This window comes from Alkaliflexus imshenetskii DSM 15055 (assembly GCF_000517065.1).
Taxonomy (GTDB): Bacteria; Bacteroidota; Bacteroidia; order Bacteroidales; family Marinilabiliaceae; genus Alkaliflexus; species Alkaliflexus imshenetskii.
This window is the reverse complement of sequence record NZ_KI912105.1, coordinates 1,000,819-1,019,633: the sequence shown is the minus strand read 5'-3', so window position 1 is coordinate 1,019,633 and position 18,815 is coordinate 1,000,819. Positions and strand designations below refer to the sequence as shown.

The window sequence follows — 18,815 nt, the reverse complement described above, 5'->3', positions numbered from 1 at the left end:
AATGCTGCTTAACATCTAGCTTACTACCGTACCTTATCTATCCATCTTACATCTATCTATCTTACATCTAAACATCTAACAAAGACTACCTTAGTTCAATAATCAGAGCCGACTTGGCAGGTACGGTAATTTTGTCGAGCTTGTCGTACTGTTTTCCGGTTACCACTTCTTTGCCACGCGAGTAGTGCTTCAAAATTTCGTTGAAGCGCGACATCTCCAAAGTGGTGTTATTGTCCGGATTGTTATTCAACATCACCATTACAGCTTCATCTTCAAAATAGCGGAAGTACACATATACTTCGTTTTGAGGGATGAAGTGCAGAGTATTACCATGATGCAGCACTTCGCTGGTTTTGCGGTAGTTCAGCACTTTGGTCAGATAGTCAAACACATCATTTTGCTCGGCGGTGCGTCCTTCGCGGGTAAAAGCATTTACCTCGTCACCGGGCCATCCACCCGGATAGTTCTGACGAATGGCTGCGTGACTGCGGCCACCGTCGCCACCCATAAGAATTTCGCTGCCATAATACCATTGCGGAATGCCGCGCACAGTGCCAATAAATGCAATGGCCATTTTCATTTTATTGATGTCGCCATCATAAAAGTGCATCATGCGGCCAAGGTCGTGGTTTTCGGCAAATACCACCAGATGGAACGGATAACGGTACAGATGGTCGTCGGCCAGCACATCATATAGGCGTTGCAGTCCGCTGTCCCAGCCTTCACCTTCGTTAAAGGCGCGACCAAGGGCTTCGGCCATCGGAAAGTCCATCAGGTTTTTCATGTAGGAGTTGTATCCGTCCTGATTGGGGAAATCCTTTTGCCAGTAAACCAGTTTGGCTGGATTTGAAATCCACGACTCGCCCACAACGGTAAAATCCGGATACTCCTTTTTGATTCGCTTCATCCAGGTAGCCATGGCGTCTTTATCGGGATAGGGGTACGTATCCATGCGTATGCCCTGTAAACCTGCATATTCAATCCACCAGATGCTGTTTTGAATCAGGTAGTTCGCAACAAGTTCGTTTTTCAGGTTCATATCCGGCATGGTGGTGTCAAACCAACCACGCACTGTCAGGTCGAGATCTGCCTTTGAGGCATAAGGGTCAGAAACGGTACTCAAACGGTAGTTAGAACGAGTAAATTCGGGATATTGATGCACCCAATCGGCCGTGGGCAGGTCGTTCATCCACCAGTGCTTGCTGCCGCAGTGGTTAAACACCATGTCCATAATCATTTTGATGCCACGTGCGCGGCAGGCGTCCACCAGCTTTTTATACTCTTCGTTTGAGCCCAGACGTCTGTCGATTTTATAGTAATCGGTGATGGCATAGCCATGATACGAAGCCTGTGGCTGGTCGTTCTCCTGAACCGGGTTTAGCCAGATGGCTGTAAAGCCCATGTTTTTAATGAAATCCAGATTCTCATGAATTCCCTTCAGGTCGCCACCGTGACGGCCGTAAGGTTCAGCACGATTGGGTTTTTCAAGCATGCCTGGAATCATGTCGTTGTCGGGGTTGGCATTTGCAAACCGGTCGGGCATGATGAGGTAGATGGCATCGCTTTGGTTGAAGCCTTCGCGCTCGGCAGAGCCTTTCTCACGTTCGAGCAATTCAAGCGTGCGGGTAGTACGTACCCGGTTGCCTTGCTTAAACTGAATCTGTACGTTACCCGGTTTTGCATTTTTTTCGATTCTCAGGTCGATGAACAGATAGTTTGGGTTTTCCACCGCAATGATGCGCTCGATGGTTACGCCTGGATAATTTACTTCAGGACGCAGGGTGGCAATGTCTTTGCCATACGCCATCAGTTGCACGGTTGGCTCTTTAAAGCCAATCCACCACGATGAGGGTTCAATTCTCTCCGTTGTTCTTGCCATGGCGGCAAAAACGTTGCCCATAACCATCAGTGCAATGAGCAACATTGATGTCACTTTCTTGTTTCTAAGCATAGAATTCGGGTTTTAATGCCACTTTAATTGAAGCATTTGGTTTCACCTCTATTTTTTCGTTGTACACAAGCAATGATACATTTTTGCTGGCGTGTGAGATAATTTCCACCTCTTTTTGCGAGACTTTTATTTCCAGATAGTCGCCACGATACACCACCCTGAATGCATAGGAAGTCCACTCTTTGGGAATGATGGGGTTGAAGCGCAAGTTACCATCGTTCACACGTTTGCCGCCAAAACCTTCTACAATCGACATCCAGGTGCCGGCCATACTGGTGATATGCAGGCCTTCGTGCACCTCGTTGTTGTAGTCGTCCAAATCCAATCGGCTGGTGCGCAAATACATCTCGTAAGCTTTTTTCAGATTGCCGATGCGCGCTGCCAGCACGGTGTGCACGCAGGGTGAGAGTGACGACTCATGCACCGTTCTTGGCTCGTAAAAGTCGAAATTGCGGCGGATGGTTTCAGTGTCAAACTCCTCTTCAAATACATAAATTCCTTGGAGCGTATCAGCTTGTTTGATGAAACAGGAGCGAAGGATGCGATCCCATGACCAGTTCTGGTTAAGTGGGCGGATGGTTGGGTCAAGGTCGGCAGCCATAAGCTGTTCCTTGTCCATAAAGCCGTCCTGTTGCATAAAAACTTTCAGTTCTTCGTTGTACGGGAACCACATTTTGTCTGCTATTTCAACCCATTTGGCAGGCTCAACAACATCTTTTAGTGCAGTTTTTTCCAGAATCTCATTGTATCTGGTCGCATTCATCTTTTGCACCTTCTCTACTGCCTCGGCCGCATAGCGCATACACCAAACGGCCATTTTATTGGTGTACCAGTTGTTGTTGATGTTGTTTTCGTACTCGTTGGGGCCGGTAACGCCCAAAATCACGTAGTGCTTTTTCTCACCCGACCAGGTGGCACGTTGTGCCCAAAATCTGGCGATACCAATCAACACCTCCAAACCATATTCTTCCAGGTATTTTTCGTCACCTGTATGGCGAATGTAGTTGTGAATGGCAAATGCAATGGCTCCGTTGCGGTGAATCTCCTCAAAGGTGATTTCCCACTCGTTGTGACACTCTTCCCCGTTGATGGTTACCATTGGGTAAAGTGCTGCACCGTTGGTGAAACCAAGTTTTGCCGCATTCTCGATGGCTTTTTGAAGATGTTTGTATCGGTAAACCAGTAAGTTACGTGTTACGTGCTGTGGTGCGGTTGCTAAAAAGAATGGAATGCAATAAGCTTCTGTATCCCAGTAGGTTGTGCCTCCATACTTTTCGCCGGTGAAACCTTTGGGTCCCACATTTAGTCTCTCATCTTCACCTGTATAGGTTTGGTTGAGTTGGTAAATGTTAAAACGGATGGCTTGTTGGGCTGCCACATCTCCTTCAATTTTAATGTCGCTGTGCTCCCAAATGGTGTCCCAATGTGCCACGTGTGCTTTCAGCATTTTATCAAACCCTGCTGTTTTGGCTTGTATGGCACGTTGTTGGGCTACACTCACCAGTTGTTGCGCCGTATGATTGAGTGTGCTGGTTACGCCCACAAATTTGTCAAAAACAATGGTTTCACCTTTCTCGGCACTCACCTTGATGCGGTTGCCCGCCCAAACGCTGTTGTGTATCGACGAAACATTTGTTTTTTTACTGTTTACCTCCCAGCTCATAGCAAATGCCACTCTGAAATCGAGCTTCTTGGTTTGTGATAGCAGGTAGGCTTCACCCGATTTGCTTCCGGTTTCAAGAATATTCCAGAACTTTTCGTCGTAGTTGGAGTCTTCGTTTTCCACATCTCCGTCAATATACGGTTCAAAAGTTATTGAACCAGAAAAGTTTACCGGAGTAACAGAGTAGCGGATAAACCCGCATTCGGCGTCGGTAATGCTCAGGAAACGGTGTGCTTCCACTTTAATTTGCTTTCCATTGTCGAGTGTGGCCGTAAACGCGCGCGATAACAAACCTTTTTTCATGTCAAGTGTACGCACAAAGTTTTCGGTTTTGCACTTAAAAAGGTCAAGTTGTTCGCCTTCCACTTCTACATTGATGCCAATCCAGTTTGGTGAATTAAGCACCTTTGCAAAATATTCAGGATAGCCGTTTTTCCACCAGCCTACGCGGGTTTTGTCGGGATAGTAAACGCCGGCTATATAACTACCTTGCAGGGTAGGGCCGCTGTATTTTTCTTCAAAATTGGCCCGCTGCCCCATTTTTCCGTTGCCCAGGCTGAAAATACTTTCAGATGCTTTCTGATATTCGGGGGTAAAGCCTTCTTCGATGATTCTCCACTCATCATGCTTCAGATACTGTCTCATCTTTGTAAGGTTAAATAAGGTTAGTCAGTTTTTGTATATCCATCTGGTCCAGTCCGCTGATAACAATGTCAGCTTTGGACAAGATGTCTGGTGAGCCAATGCCCACACATTTCATCCCTGCTGCCAGGGCAGCTTCCACACCGGCTTCGGCATCCTCAAAAACAACACATTGACTGGCCTCAACGCCAAGTTCTTCTGCGCCTTTTAAAAACACCTCCGGATCGGGCTTTGCCTTGGCTGTTTTGTTGCCATCCACAATGGCGTCAAACAAATGGGTGAGTTCCAATCGGTTTAATATTGTCATGGCATTTTTACTGGCAGAGCCAAGTGCGGTGGCAATGCCATTTTCGCGACACGTTTCCAAAAACGCTCTTGCACCCGGCAATATCTCATCCGGTTCCATTTTCAGGATAAAGGAGAGGTAGTGTTCGTTCTTTCGTGTGGCCAGCTTCTCTTTTTCTTCCTGGTTGAGTTCGATGCCGCCAATCTCCAGTAAAATATCCAACGATGCCATGCGGCTTACACCTTTCAGACGTTCGTTGTCGTTTTCGGTAAAATCAAATCCCATCTCTTTGGCCAACTCACGCCAGGCTATGTAATGGTATTTGGCTGTATCAACAATTACGCCGTCGAGGTCGAATAAACAGGCTTTTATCATTTTAATTATTGTATTATAAATTTCCGGTTGAGAAATATGATATTGCAAAGTCGATTCAATTAAAAGAATCTACTGTTGTGCACCTTCCGTTATTTATGTTTGTCTTCCACAAATGCGACCGAAATTGCGGCAATCAAAAGGCTTACTCCGGCAATTATCAGAGCATAGATGGCCTGAGAATCAAATAGTCTTTTGATAATTGGGCCACCAAAGATGCCATTCACAATTTGAGGCATGGTGATGAAGAAATTGAACAGACCCATGTATATGCCATATTTGGCTGCCGGCAGTGAGCCTGCTAGTATGGCGTATGGCATTGAAAGGATGCTGGCCCATGCGATGCCGATTGCAATCATTGGCAATATCAACATCATAGGGTCGTTTATGAAATAGATGGAGAGCAAGCCCAGAGCCCCTATTGTGAGCGAAATGGCATGTGTGCTCTTACGACCTATTTTATTTGCGATAAATGGAAGTGAAATGGCAAATATTGCGGCTACACCATTGTAAATACCAAACAGCATTCCAACCCAGTTGCCTGCATCGTTATAGGCTGCCGATTGCGGGTCGCTGGTGCCATATACGTGTTGGGCAATGGCAGGCACAGTAAATACCCACATACCAAAAAGGGCGAGCCATGAGAAGAATTGAACAAGTCCCAATTGTTTCATGGTTTTTGGCATTGCAGCAAAATCCTTGAAAATTTGCATGAAACCTGCATCTTTTTCATTGGTGTTCTCCTCTTCGGTTGATACGCCAAAATCTTTCAACTCTTTGGGAGAGTACTCTTTTGTGCTTACCACAGTCCAGATGATTGCGGCAAGCAATACCACTGCTCCCACATAAAAGGAGAATATGACGTTGTCAGGTACACCGCCATCTTCAGCTACTTTAGAAACACCAAACCACTCTGCCAGCACATAGGTAAGCCATGAGCCTACAACTGCGCCAATCCCAATCAGTGTTGTTTGAACAGAGAAGCCCATGGTGCGCTGCTCATTGGGCAGTTTGTCAGCCACAAGCGCACGGAATGGTTCCATGGATACATTAAATGAGGCATCCATAATCATTAACATTCCGGCACCAATAAACATGGGCGGGATGAACATTGCCAGAGAGCCCGAGTTTGGCATGAAAATAAGTGCCAGTGCAGCAAAGATGGCTCCGAAAAGAAAATAGGGACGTCGCCGTCCGAGGCGTGTCCATGTGCGGTCACTATAATGTCCCACTATTGGCTGAACAATCATCCCGGTAACGGGGGCTGCCAGCCAGAACCATGAAAGGTGCTCCACATCGGCGCCAAAATTTTGGAGAATTCGGCTCGCATTTGCATTTTGAAGGGCAAATCCGAACTGGATACCCAAGAATCCGATGCTCATGTTCCATATCTGTGCAATGGATAGACGAGGTAGTTGTTTCATTATTTTATAGTTATTGTGAGCGGTCATTTGTTCCCATTCCTTCAAAGGTATATTGGCCGCCTGGTTTGTTTCACAAAAAATCTCTTCACTAAACAATTTGCAGTATGCTCTGGTTTTTTGGCTATTCTGTTTTGCCATATCCCATTAGCAACCACAATTTTTACCTTAATGATGCATCACACAAGCTGCATGAATACCATTGTTTAATTTGATGTTGTAGTTGAATTTTCCGAAAATGGATACAGAATGAACGTGCAGAAATCGAAATGCAGAACGCATCCGTGACGTCATGTTATTAGTAGTAGAAGTAAGCGAATAATCCCCTGTTACAATGCAAATATATTATATTACAATTTCAAGGTAAAGGATTTAAGTGATAATTAATTGAGCCTTATATTTGTGAAAATGGTTTAAATGCCCATTGCAAACGTTTGCGGATGTGTGATAAAAAAGTTTCGTTCAGGTAGTAAATTAGTTAGCTGTTTTTCTGCAATCGTTTTCGGAAGATGATTGCTTACCGTGTCGATTGTCTTTTTTTCAATGTGGGCGTTACAATTTTTGTCTGAAAGCCCAGTTGTACTGTTGGGTTTTCCAGGCGTTGGATGAGCAGACGTACCGCTTCACGTCCTATTTCATAGCCTTTTTGCTCAACTGTGGATAGTGGGGGAGAGGTGATAGTGGCAATGGGGCCATCGCCAAATCCTACCACGCTGATGTCATCAGGTATTTTGTAGCCATTCTCCTGTAGTACCTGCATGGCTGCAATGGCAGTACTGTCATTTACTGCAAAAATGCCGTCAATTTCGGGTGCCAGCGACAACAGATGCTGGCGCATGGTCATGACCTCTTCGCGTGTATCACATTTTAAAACCAATTTTTCATCTATATCTATATTGTGATTTTTCAAGGCCTGACAGTAGCCTTCGTATCTTCTTAGTCCTATTAACAGATGCCGGGGAGCCGATAAATGGAGTATTTTGCGCGCACCACACTCTATCAGGTGTGTGGTAGCGATTCGCGCACCTTCAAAATCGTCGGTTATTACTCTGTCCGAGTCTATTTCATTGCAAATACGGTCAAAGAATACAATAGGGATGCCATTCTCAATGGCATTGTGTAGGTGTTTATAGTCACGGGTGGTTTTACTTACTGAAACAAGTAATCCATCTACCCGGTGATCGAGCAGGGCTTGCGTGTTTATCACTTCTCTGTAGTAGTTTTCATTGCTTTGGCATATCATCATGTGGTAGCCTTCGCCATAAGCAAGATCTTCCATGCCACTAATTACTGAGGAGAAAAAGTGGTGGACAATTTCCGGAATGATGAGACCCAGGGTATTGGTTTTTTGCTTCCGAAGGCTTAGAGCCAGTGCGTTGGGACGGTACTTCACCTTTTCGGCAAAGGATTTAACGAGGTTACGCGTCTCTTCGCTAATGTCCGGATGATCTTTTAACGCTCGAGAAACTGTAGAAGGAGATACGCCTAGTATGCGTGCAATATCTTTTATGGTTATGTGTGCTGGTTTCATCTGTCAGATTTTTATGCCGGATTTATGGATAGGCATCATTCAATGTGCTTTTTATGCTTGGTTCGCAATTTTAAGGTCACTTTTTTGGGGTATGTTAAGGTGACAATACGCAGTGCAACGGTTTCAGTCTGCAATTTGCGGAAGTGATTGATTTTCCCTTGGAATTTAAAATTAGTGAAAAACTTTAAAATTGTAAGCAATAAATCTTAATTGTGTGTGGTTTTGTGATATTTTATTAGTTTTTAGTTTAAGTTAAGATGTTTTAGTTGATTAAAAATAAGAAAGATGCGTGTTTTTGGCGTTGTTAAATTTATTGTTTTCGATGACCATAAATTTTTCGTACGAAACGCAGTGTTTGTTCAAAACATGTTATACAGCATACTAATTTTAATGCAATCGTAACCGCAAACGTAACCGCAAACGTTTGCGAAAAACGGCGTGCGAAAAATTGCGAAACCCTGTTAAATATTGTTTACAACCTATGAGGTTTGCTTTATATTTGTCACAACCAAGATGGCTTCAGATTGATATTATTTAGTGGCAGAAGCCTGCCTAATCCCCAGTTACAGGTTTTATTCGCAAACGTGCGATGATTCAATTCGAACCATTCTTATTTTAATAAACATTAACTAAATCTTGTTTTATGAAGAAGATGTTGCACAAACAGAAAGTCCTGTTACTTCTTTTGGGATGGCTAATCCCATTTGGAGCATTCGCCCAGGAAGTGACCATCTCAGGCCGTGTTACCGATGCCGGTGACGGTATGAGCCTGCCTGGAGTTACTGTATTTGTCAAAGGAACTGCACGCGGTATTATTACCAGTGCCGATGGTACCTATAATTTAAGAGTAAATGTTGGAGAAGTACTCCAATATTCATTTATAGGATACAACACCGAAGAACGTGTTATTGAAGCAGGTGTATCTGTTTATAACGTTACAATGCGATCCAGTGTGATTGGTGTTGATGAGGTAGTGGTAATTGGTTACGGCCAGATTCGTAAGTCAGATGCCACAGGTGCTGTTAACGTTATTGGTGCCGATAATTTTAATAAAGGTGCCATCTCGTCACCTCAAGGTCTTATCACTGGTAAGATTCCTGGTGTTGTAATTACATCACAAGGTGGTGCTCCGGGTGCAGGATCAACTATCCGTATCCGTGGAGGTTCTTCTCTGCGCGCCTCAAACGACCCACTTATTGTAATTGATGGTTTCCCTATTGATGGCGGTGGTATCGCTGGTTTATCCAACGTATTGTCTACCATCAACCCAAATGATATTGAGTCGATGACTGTGCTTAAAGATGCCTCTGCTACTGCTATCTACGGTTCAAGAGCATCTAATGGTGTAATTATTATTACTACCAAAAAAGGTACACGTGATGGCCTAAATATTAGCTATAATGGTAATATGTCTGTAGGGCAGCTTGTTAAATACCACGACATGTTTGATGGCGATGAGTTCCGGGCTTTGGTTGCCGATAGAGTTGCCAACCATGGAATGGATGTACTGGCTCTGTCGCGTGTTGGTGAAGCCAATACAGATTGGCAGGATCAAGTATATAGGAACTCAGTTTCTACCGACCATAACCTCAGTTTTTTTGGACGTTATGCAGGTGTTCCTTACCGTGCTTCTGTGGGTCATACCATCGAGAATGGTCTTCTTAAAGAGTCTGGTCTGAGCAGAACAACACTTTCGCTTAACGTTACACCAACGTTTTTTGATGACAACCTGAAAGTGACTGTTAACCTTAAAGGGATGGACATTCACAACAACTTTTCTAATACCGACGCTATCTATTCTGCATTTGAATTTGACCCAACGCAGCCTATTCGTAACAACAACACACGCTATGGAGGCTACTTTGCATGGGTTGAGCCAGATCAAGCTGACCAGTTAAACGGAACGCCAATTAACATTGCCACACATAACCCGTTGGCTCGTTTGGATTATCGCGACAATCAGTCAGATGTGCAGTCGGCCATTGGTAATGTGCAGTTCGACTATACAATGCCATTCTTACCTGATCTAAGAGCCAATCTGAATTTGGGTATGGAATACTCTGAAAGTGACGGTCACAATATCACCGACTTGCGTGCTTCATGGGCCGGTCGTGAGCCTGCCTCAAATGTTCAGAACTATTCAGACATCAGAAAAAATCAACTGTTGGATTTCTATTTCAACTATAATAAGGAGATTGGTATACATCGTATTGATGCTACTGCTGGTTACGGATGGCAACATTTCTACCGTTCAGGAAAACGCCATAATCGTCCGCACGAAATGGTAAACGGTGCTTACCCTGGCGAAATCAGATCGTCGTATAAGAATGAAAACTACATCGTTTCTTTCTTTGGCCGTGCCAACTATACCCTATTGGATCGTTACCTTTTTACGGCTACTCTGCGTTATGACGGTTCTTCACGTTTTGGAAAAGACAATCGTTGGGGTATGTTCCCTGCAGGTGCTTTTGCCTGGAAAATTAACGAGGAATCATTCCTTGAAAACGTAGATTTTCTTAGCGAGCTGAAGCTTCGTTTGGGTTATGGTGTTACCGGACAACAGAACATCGGTGATAGTTATTACCCATACATCCCCATTTATCGTGAAAGCCAACCAGGTGCCTATTATCAGTTTGGTGACACTTACTATTCCACACTGCGTCCGAACCCATACGATGCCAACCTGAAGTGGGAAGAGACTACCACTTATAACATTGGTTTAGACTTTGGATTCATGAATAACCGTTTAACCGGTTCTGTGGATGTGTACCACCGCGAAACAGTTGACCTGATTGCCAGTATCCCGATTGCTGCCGGTACCAACTTCTCAAACTTCCTAACCACCAACGTAGGTTCATTGGAAAACCAAGGTGTTGAAGTGGCTTTGAACTATCGCGCCATCTCTACACCGGACATTAGCTGGGTGATTGGAACAAACTTCTCTGCCAACAAAAACGAAATTACCTCTCTTTCCAGACTTGATAATGAAGGAGCTGGTCTTGGATATCCAGTTGGTGGTATTTCAGGTGGTGTAGGTAACAACGTGATGTGGAACCGTGTGGGTCAGGCTGCAAATACATTCTATTTGTTCCGCCAGATTTATGGTACCGATGGTATGCCAATCGAAGGATTGTATGAGGATAAAACAGGATTGGGCGGTAATGTAGCCGGAAACAACGACAACAAATACTTTATGGGCACGCCAACCCCTGACTTCCTGATTGGTATCTCTTCTGAATTGAAGTACAAGCAGTTTGACTTCTCTTTTGCAGGACGTTTGAGTATTGGCAACGATGTGTACAACAACAATGCATCTAACCGTGCACTTTATCAGAATGTGTATAACCAGTCTGGTTACCTATCTAACATACCTAAAGCCGTTACCAGAACCAATTTCAATACAGCACAGTATTGGTCAAATGTTTACCTCGAAGATGGTTCATTCTTCAGAATGGACAATATTACACTTGGGTACTCATTTGATAAAATTCTGAGTGACAGAATTAATGGTCGTGTGTCGGCTACGGTTCAAAATGCTTTTGTAATAACCGATTATTCCGGTCTGGATCCTGAAGTTGATGGCGGTATTGATAACAACATCTACCCAAGACCCAGAATTTTCATGTTGGGTGTAAACCTGAATTTCTAATCGTTTGAAATGCATACGATTAATCACAAAGCAAAAACATTAAGTATGAAACATATAAAATTCCTTTCAATATTTGCACTGGCTGTGATGATGGCATTCACCTCGTGCATCAACGATTTGGATGTGGAGCCCATTGATCCCAATGAGGCAACTTCAACCAACGTGTTTAAAAATGAACTGTCGTACAAGCAGGCGCTTGCCCGTGTGTATGCTACTTATGCCATCAGCGGACAACAAGGTGGTGGCGGCGGTATGCCCGACATCGAAGGTATTGATGAGAACTTTGGTAACTACCTGCGTCAGTACTGGGGTTTGCAGCAACTTTCTACCGACGAAGCCATCATGGCGTGGGATGATGCCACAATTAAGAATTTCCACTGGCACACCTGGGCTCCCAATGATGTGTTTATTTCTGCACTCTATTCCAGAATATTCTATGCAATTTCTTTGGCAAATGAGTATGTACGCGTTACCAACTCAGCAATGGGTAGCGCAAGCGGCCAGTTTTTAGAAGACTTGAAGTATTATCAGGCTGAAGCACGGTTCTTGCGCGCTTTCTCATATTGGCATGCAATTGATATGTTTGGTAACGTGCCTTTTGTTACTGAAAATGATTTGCCAGGTGCGTTTTATCCGCAACAGATTTCAAGAGCCGACTTATTCGATTATATCGAAGCTGAGTTGTTAGATATTGAAGGTAAGCTTAAAGCAGCAAACACAAACGAGTATGCCCGTGTTGACCAAGCTTCTGCCTGGATGCTCCTTGCAAAGCTTTACCTGAATGCAAGTGTATATATCAACACCAATAAGAACACAGAAGCGTTAGTGTATTTGAACAAGGTAATCAATGAAGGTGGATATGCGCTGGATCCAAACTACAGAAGAATGTTTGCAGCTGATAATCATACAAGCCCGGAGATTATCTTTCCAATTGCTTTTGATGCAACCAATACACAACAGTATGGAGGGATGACATTTATTCTGAACGCGTCTCGTGGTTCCAATATGCCTGCAAATGGTGTAAGTGGATGGGGTGGTATCCGCACCATCAAGAATTTTGTAGAGCTGTTTGGTATTTCTGAAAGTGATTTTACCGAAGCAGATCCCGCATTTACTGCACGTGCCGATAAGCGCGCTTATTTCTGGTTCCATCCTGGAAACTGGAGATGGGAGATTGATAACGTGGGTACCTTTAACCATGGTATTGGTGTGAATAAATTTACCAACTTTACTTCTACCGGTGAGCAAGCGCCGAATGCCGAAGGTGATTTTGCCAGCACTGATTTTCCTGTATTCCGCCTGGCAGATGCTTACCTAATGTATGCTGAGGCTGTTGTTCGTGGTGGTCAGGGTGGTAACAGAGCTACTGCTCTGGGATATATCAACGCATTGCGCGACCGTGCTTTTGGTAATACCACCAACCGGATTTCAGATGCACAAATGACATTGGATTTTATACTCGATGAGCGCGGTAGAGAGTTGTATTGGGAAGCTCATAGGCGTACCGACCTTGTTCGTTTTGGCAAACACACAGGTGGAGCCTATATCTGGACATGGAAGGGAAATGTGAAAGAAGGCCGGGCTACCGATAGCTTTAGAGATTTGTATCCTATTCCTTCTAACGATTTGGATGCCAATCCCAACTTGACTCAAAATGATGGTTATACCAATTAATCGGACAACTATGAAAAATATTAAATTCTTATTAATTGCAATATTGGGTCTTTTCATCTTCGCCTCTTGTGAAGACGAAGTGAAGATTGTACTCGACCTGGACGAGGCGATACCTGCCGAATTGGTAAGCCCTGCCAGCGATGATGATTTTGAACTTCTGGCTGCCAATGCCAGTGAACTTATAGTATTTGACTTTGATTTGGCGGAGCTTTCTGCTAGTGTTGCTGTCGATTATAGAGTAGAGCTATCGGCTTCTAGCTCAGATTTCTCAGCTGCCAGAGTTTTACCCGGTACTTTAAGTCGTGCGAATGGCACATTTTCAGTAACGGTTTTAGAACTTAACAAGGCGCTTCTTGCTTTAGGATATGAGCCAATGGCTGAAGCGGCTGCTTATGTGCGGGTAGTTACATCTGTTAATGATACCAATATCAGATTGTATTCTGATGTGGTTCGCATTTATGTAACTCCTTACAAAATAGCATCTGATGGTACAACGGATGATGGAACCCGTATCTATATGGTTGGTGCTGCTGTACCTTCAGGTTGGAGTGCCGGTGACGGTATCGAAATGGTTAATATTGCACCTGATACATACCGTGCTACTACTACTTTCACAAACGAGCGTTTCCGTTTCTTTGGTCAGTTGGATTGGGGTCCAATCTCATGGAACTTCCCATTCTTTACTTCTGTACCGCTCGATTATTTTGAGAATGCCCGTCAGCCAGATCGTGAAGATGGTGATGAAAACTTCTGGTTCAAAGGTGAACCCGGTGAATATGTTATCACCGTTAACATAGAAACCAAAACTATTACCATTGCACCTGCTCCATCAGATGGTACTGTAGATGATGGAACCCGAATTTACATCGTTGGTGCTGCTGTTCCTGCTGTTGGCTGGAGCGCTGGTGATGCTCAGGAATTGAAGAACATTGCACCTGGTGTATATCGTGCAACAGTTGACTTTGTTAACGACAGGTTCAGATTCCTTAAGCAGCAAGATTGGGGCGATGGATACAACTTCCCATTCTTTACCGGATATGTTAACAGTAATCTGGAAAATGCCCGTCAGGCAGATCGTGAAGATGGCGATGAAAACTTATGGTTCAGAGGTACTCCGGGCACTTATGTGGTGACTGTAGATGTTAATAAGAAAACCATTGAACTCGACCTGCCTTATTCTGACGACGGTACAAACGTATATCTTGTTGGAGCTGCAATTGTAAGCGTTGGTTGGAGTGCAGGTGATGCGCTACCTATGAAGAATATCGCGCCAAACAGATATCGCGCAACAACTGAATTTGCCATTGACAGATTCAGATTCCTGAAACAACAGGACTGGGGCGATGGATATAATTTTCCATATTTCACCACAGTTCCGGCACTGTATCTTGAAAATGCCCTTCAACCTGATCGTGAAGATGGTGATGAAAACCTCTGGTTTAAAGGACCAGCTGGAACCTACACCATAACAATTGATGTGGCTGAAAAGTGGATCACTATGTATTGATTCTTGTAAAGGTTTGTTGAAGAAAGGTTGCCCTGAGTAGGGCAACCTTTTACCATTTTGATAATCAAATTTAAAATGAAAACACTGAAAGATGGCTTGAAGTTTAGGATTTTTTATTTATTAATCGCCACATTAACAGGTTGTAGCGATTTGCCATTGGTTCATGATGGTAAAATTGTACGTTTAAAGAGTTTTAAGTCTGATTTTATCATAAGCCGGCATGTCGATGTTTGGCTGCCACCAGGTTATAACATCAACGAGAGTTATCCGGTGTTGTATATGCACGATGGACAAATGCTGTTTGATGCATCATCTACCTGGAATCATCAAGAGTGGGAAGTGGATGAAACCATCAGCAGATTGCTAATTGAGGAGAGTGTTATTCCCTGCATTGTTGTGGGGATTTGGAATGGAGGAGAGTTGCGTCACAACGAATATTTTCCCATGAAACCTTTTCAAATGCTCTCTGAAAGCCAGCGTGATGTTGTAATAAATGCTGTCAGGATGAATACTCAATCTGTTTTTACTGCAGACCAAATTTATTCTGATGAGTACCTAAAGTTTATTGTCAGTGAGTTAAAACCTGTTATTGACAGACAGTTTGCTACCAAACCAGAGAGGGAGTATACTTTTATTGCCGGTTCAAGCATGGGTGCTCTTATCTCGCTTTATGCACTTTGCGAGTATCCGGAAGTGTTTGCCGGGGCAGCTTGTTTGTCTACACATTGGCCTGGGATATTTCACGTGGAGGATAACCCTATACCTAATGCGTTTGTTGATTATTTGTCAACACATCTGCCCAAGCCCGGAGATCATCGTATTTATTTTGATTTTGGTACCCAAGGACTGGATGCTCTTTATCCACCATTGCAAGAAAAAGTGGATAGTGTAATGATTGAAAAAGGGTATTCGCAAGAAAACTGGAGGACTTTAGCTTTTGAGGGTGAGGACCACTCTGAAGATGCATGGAACAGAAGATTGCATTTTCCGTTCAAATTTTTATTGGGAACTCATACAAACGAATGATTCAGGATGTTGAGTTTAATCATCGTTCGAGTTCGCTTCTTTGATAAGGATTTGAAAGTAGTATTTATAATATAGAAACTATAAATCATTTCAGATGAAGAGATTTTTTACATTGTTGTTTGCGTTATGCCTTTGGTCGGGTTGGGCTACTGCTCAGGTAGTGGTTCCCAATCCCTTTTTTGTGACCGAAGGAACGCCTGTCACCATTACTTTTCATGCCGATAGAGGCTCCCGTGGTTTGATGGACTACACCGGCGATGTGTATGCCCACACCGGCGTTATCACTAGCAAAAGCACCGGCGATTCTGACTGGAAGTATGTTGTGTCCAACTGGGGGGTTAATGTGGCAAAAGCAAAATTATCTCGCGTGGCTGCAAACACTTATCAATTAACCATTCCAAGCGACATACGAACTTATTATAACGTACCTGCCGACGAGAAAATTCTCAAAATGGCACTCGTGTTTCGAAGTGCAACGCAAGTTGGGAGCCAGTGGCTGGAAGGTAAAGACGATGGCGGACGCGATATTTTTATCGATGTATATGAAGAGGAATTAACAGCTTTGTTGGCTTCTCCTGTTTCAGGTGCATTGGTTTTACCTGGAGAAGATATCAATATTGCAGGATATGCCATGTTGGGCTCAGAAATGAAGCTTTTCCTAAATGGAGAGCTTATTGCTGAATCAAATGCACTATCTATCTCTCACACCATCTCAGCTCCTGGTGCCGGAAGCCATGTTATTCGTTTAGAAGTTTCCGATGGCACTGAAACCAAATCTGATGAGATTACTTTTTTTATTCGGGAGCAAGCGCAGGTTCAGACTCGCCCCGTAGGTCTGCGTCTGGGTGTGAATCATACTTCCGAAACCAGCGTCACACTTGTTTTACAGGCTCCTTTTAAAGAGTTTGTGTATGTACTGGGCGATTTTAACAACTGGGAACCACGTCCCGAGTCGCAGATGAAAAAGGATGGCGAGTTCTTCTGGCTTACTGTCCAAAATCTGGAGCCCGCAAAAGAGTATGTGTATCAGTATTACATCGATGGAGAGCTCCGTTTGGCAGACCCATACACCAACAAAGTGCTTGATCCCTGGAACGACCGCTACATCCCGGAGAGAATCTACCCCAACCTGATAGCTTATCCGTTTGATAAAACCAGCGGTCTGGCTTCGGTATTCAAAGCGGCTCCGCCTGCTTATCAGTGGCGTGTAGCAGATTTTAAACCTGCTGCAAACGAGGATTTGGTGATTTATGAAGTGCTTATCCGCGATTTCACTGCCAATGGCGATATCAAAACCATCACCGATACGCTCGACTATTTTGTGCGCCTTGGCGTAAATGCCATCGAACTTATGCCTTTTAATGAGTTTGAAGGCAACGATAGCTGGGGATATAATCCATCATTCTATTTTGCCACCGATAAAGCCTATGGAACTGCCAATGATTATAAGGCTTTTATTGATGCATGTCACGAAAGAGGTATTGCTGTGATTATGGATATGGTGTTGAACCATTCATTTAGTCAATCGCCACTACTGCAAATGTATTTCGAAGGTGGAAAAGCTGCAAACAATAATCCATGGTATAACCGTGAGAACAACATAAAGAATCCCGGACTGCAATGGGGTTTTCCGTTTAACCACGAGAGCGTTTATACCCATGCGCTCATCGACAGCATCATGTCATACTGGATTCACGAATACAAGATTGACGGATTTCGTTTCGACTTTACCAAGGGTTTCACCAATAAAGAGTATCCTGCATCGTCGTGGGCCAGCGAGTATGATGCCGGTCGTATCGCCATTCTGAAACGCATGGTGGATCAAATCAGAACCTATAAGGAGGATGCCATCATTATTTTTGAGCATTTGGCCGATAACTCAGAGGAGAAGGTGTTGGCCGACTATGGTATTTTGATGTGGGGCAATATGAACCACTCTTTTAGCGAGGCTGTTATGGGCTATCATGAGAGCAATAAGTCTGATTTTTCATGGGCATCATACACACGTAGAAATTGGAACGAACCAAATCTGGTGGCTTATATGGAGAGCCACGACGAGGAACGAATAATGTATCGTGCGCTTAATTGGGGTGTGCAAACACCTGAGTACTCTGTTCGCAATCTGAATGATGCGCTTAAGCGTAAGCAGGCTGCTACGGCTTTCTTGTTTACCATTCCCGGACCAAAAATGATTTGGCAGTTTGGGGAGTTGGGCTTCGACATAAGTATTGATAACGGCGGACGTTTGGGCAAAAAGCCACCAAAATGGGATTATCTTCAGGATCCTGATCGCTCGCAGCTACTAAATCTGTATACCAACATGATTCAGCTTAAGACAACTGAACCGGCGTTTGCCACGGATGATTATGTGATGGAAGTTGCCGGTGCTGTAAAGTTTATGGCTTTGAATCACGAAGACAATGATGTGAGACTGGTCGGTAACTTCGACATTCAAGGACGCTCCATTGCACCCAGGTTTAGCAGAACCGGATGGTGGTACAACCATTTCCGTGGCGACAGTGTTTTTGTAAACAATCTGAATTCGCATATAGGATTGGCTCCTGGTGAGTTTGTGATGTATTCATCCAAAAAGATGAAGGGTTTTCAGGCGGCTTCATCAACCGATGAGCGTCCCGAGGCCAGAATAACAGCTGTTCTGCATCCGATTCCGGTGGGCAACCAGCTCTCGGTTAGTGCGCCAGCAGGTATCCAAACAGTTCAAATTTTTGATGTGAATGGCCGTGAAGTAATCTATCAGGCCGGCGACGGGCTTGCCGCAGTCAATATTCAGACTGGTCATTTGCCCAAAGGCGTTTACATGTTAAAACTGAGAATGGTGAGTGGAGTCATTGAGCATCATAAGTTTATCAAATAACTAGTTCCTCAGTATCTTAATCTATTCCTATTGTTAAGGGATTACCACTTTTATGTCAGCAATCCGGAACATCATTTCCGGTTGGGCTGACATAATCTGGTAATCCCTTATTTTTTTCGTGAAAGATGGTCTTTAACTCTGCATTAAACAATGCACAATTTTCTCGGCGTTTAAGCATTGTTTTGCTGTGTCAGAATTCGCAACGATGTTTTTACAAC

Annotated in this window: 10 protein-coding genes; 5 read left to right on the top strand and 5 right to left on the bottom strand. The window is 43.9% G+C overall.

Annotation, left to right across the window (positions count from 1 at the left end; all coding sequences use genetic code 11):
* Window positions 1–85: 85 nt before the first annotated feature.
* From ALKIM_RS0104255 to ALKIM_RS0104235, 5 genes are all read right to left on the bottom strand, one after another.
* Complete coding sequence (locus tag ALKIM_RS0104255) at window positions 86–1,951, bottom strand: glycoside hydrolase family 13 protein (protein WP_026473559.1); 1,866 nt, start codon at window positions 1,949–1,951, stop codon at window positions 86–88.
* Window positions 1,944–4,259, bottom strand: coding sequence for a family 65 glycosyl hydrolase domain-containing protein (locus ALKIM_RS0104250; RefSeq protein ID WP_026473558.1), 2,316 nt, complete (start codon window positions 4,257–4,259; stop codon window positions 1,944–1,946). Before ALKIM_RS0104250 ends, ALKIM_RS0104255 begins: the two co-directional genes overlap by 8 nt.
* Window positions 4,260–4,269: 10 nt before the next feature.
* Window positions 4,270–4,917, bottom strand: a complete 648-nt coding sequence (pgmB, locus tag ALKIM_RS0104245; RefSeq protein ID WP_026473557.1) for a beta-phosphoglucomutase — start codon at window positions 4,915–4,917, stop codon at window positions 4,270–4,272.
* A gap of 89 nt (window positions 4,918–5,006) precedes the next feature.
* Complete coding sequence (locus ALKIM_RS0104240) at window positions 5,007–6,338, bottom strand: MFS transporter (protein ID WP_026473556.1); 1,332 nt, start codon at window positions 6,336–6,338, stop codon at window positions 5,007–5,009.
* A 514-nt stretch (window positions 6,339–6,852) separates the two neighbouring features.
* Complete coding sequence (locus tag ALKIM_RS0104235; protein WP_026473555.1) at window positions 6,853–7,866, bottom strand: LacI family DNA-binding transcriptional regulator; 1,014 nt, start codon at window positions 7,864–7,866, stop codon at window positions 6,853–6,855.
* A gap of 643 nt (window positions 7,867–8,509) precedes the next feature.
* Here ALKIM_RS0104235 and ALKIM_RS0104230 point away from each other — a divergent pair.
* The 5 genes from ALKIM_RS0104230 to ALKIM_RS0104210 all read left to right on the top strand — a co-directional run bounded on the left by ALKIM_RS0104230 (window position 8,510) and on the right by ALKIM_RS0104210 (window position 18,597).
* Entirely contained in the window at window positions 8,510–11,515 is a 3,006-nt protein-coding gene (locus ALKIM_RS0104230) for a SusC/RagA family TonB-linked outer membrane protein (RefSeq protein WP_026473554.1), read from the top strand.
* 45 nt (window positions 11,516–11,560) lie between these two features.
* On the top strand, window positions 11,561–13,189 hold the full coding sequence (locus ALKIM_RS0104225; RefSeq protein ID WP_026473553.1) for a RagB/SusD family nutrient uptake outer membrane protein: 1,629 nt from the start codon (window positions 11,561–11,563) through the stop codon (window positions 13,187–13,189).
* Window positions 13,190–13,199: 10 nt separating this feature from the next.
* Window positions 13,200–14,696 (top strand): SusF/SusE family outer membrane protein, encoded by a 1,497-nt coding sequence (locus tag ALKIM_RS0104220; RefSeq protein ID WP_026473552.1) that lies wholly within the window; start codon window positions 13,200–13,202, stop codon window positions 14,694–14,696.
* A gap of 75 nt (window positions 14,697–14,771) precedes the next feature.
* Entirely contained in the window at window positions 14,772–15,722 is a 951-nt protein-coding gene (locus ALKIM_RS0104215; RefSeq protein ID WP_157363768.1) for an alpha/beta hydrolase, read from the top strand.
* Between the two features lie 94 nt (window positions 15,723–15,816).
* A complete protein-coding gene (locus tag ALKIM_RS0104210; protein WP_026473550.1) occupies window positions 15,817–18,597 on the top strand; it encodes an alpha-amylase family glycosyl hydrolase in 2,781 nt (926 codons plus the stop codon).
* Window positions 18,598–18,815 lie beyond the last annotated feature (218 nt).

What these genes read in the sequence shown, in the direction of transcription:
- pgmB (WP_026473557.1), bottom strand. Translation starts at nt 4,917, where the DNA reads ATGATAAAAGCCTGTTTATTCGACCTCGACGGCGTAATTGTTGATACA.
- ALKIM_RS0104215 (WP_157363768.1), top strand. Translation starts at nt 14,772, where the DNA reads ATGAAAACACTGAAAGATGGCTTGAAGTTTAGGATTTTTTATTTATTA.
- ALKIM_RS0104220 (WP_026473552.1), top strand. Translation starts at nt 13,200, where the DNA reads ATGAAAAATATTAAATTCTTATTAATTGCAATATTGGGTCTTTTCATC.
- ALKIM_RS0104210 (WP_026473550.1), top strand. Translation starts at nt 15,817, where the DNA reads ATGAAGAGATTTTTTACATTGTTGTTTGCGTTATGCCTTTGGTCGGGT.
- ALKIM_RS0104240 (WP_026473556.1), bottom strand. Translation starts at nt 6,338, where the DNA reads ATGAAACAACTACCTCGTCTATCCATTGCACAGATATGGAACATGAGC.
- ALKIM_RS0104235 (WP_026473555.1), bottom strand. Translation starts at nt 7,866, where the DNA reads ATGAAACCAGCACACATAACCATAAAAGATATTGCACGCATACTAGGC.
- ALKIM_RS0104250 (WP_026473558.1), bottom strand. Translation starts at nt 4,259, where the DNA reads ATGAGACAGTATCTGAAGCATGATGAGTGGAGAATCATCGAAGAAGGC.
- ALKIM_RS0104255 (WP_026473559.1), bottom strand. Translation starts at nt 1,951, where the DNA reads ATGCTTAGAAACAAGAAAGTGACATCAATGTTGCTCATTGCACTGATG.
- ALKIM_RS0104230 (WP_026473554.1), top strand. Translation starts at nt 8,510, where the DNA reads ATGAAGAAGATGTTGCACAAACAGAAAGTCCTGTTACTTCTTTTGGGA.
- ALKIM_RS0104225 (WP_026473553.1), top strand. Translation starts at nt 11,561, where the DNA reads ATGAAACATATAAAATTCCTTTCAATATTTGCACTGGCTGTGATGATG.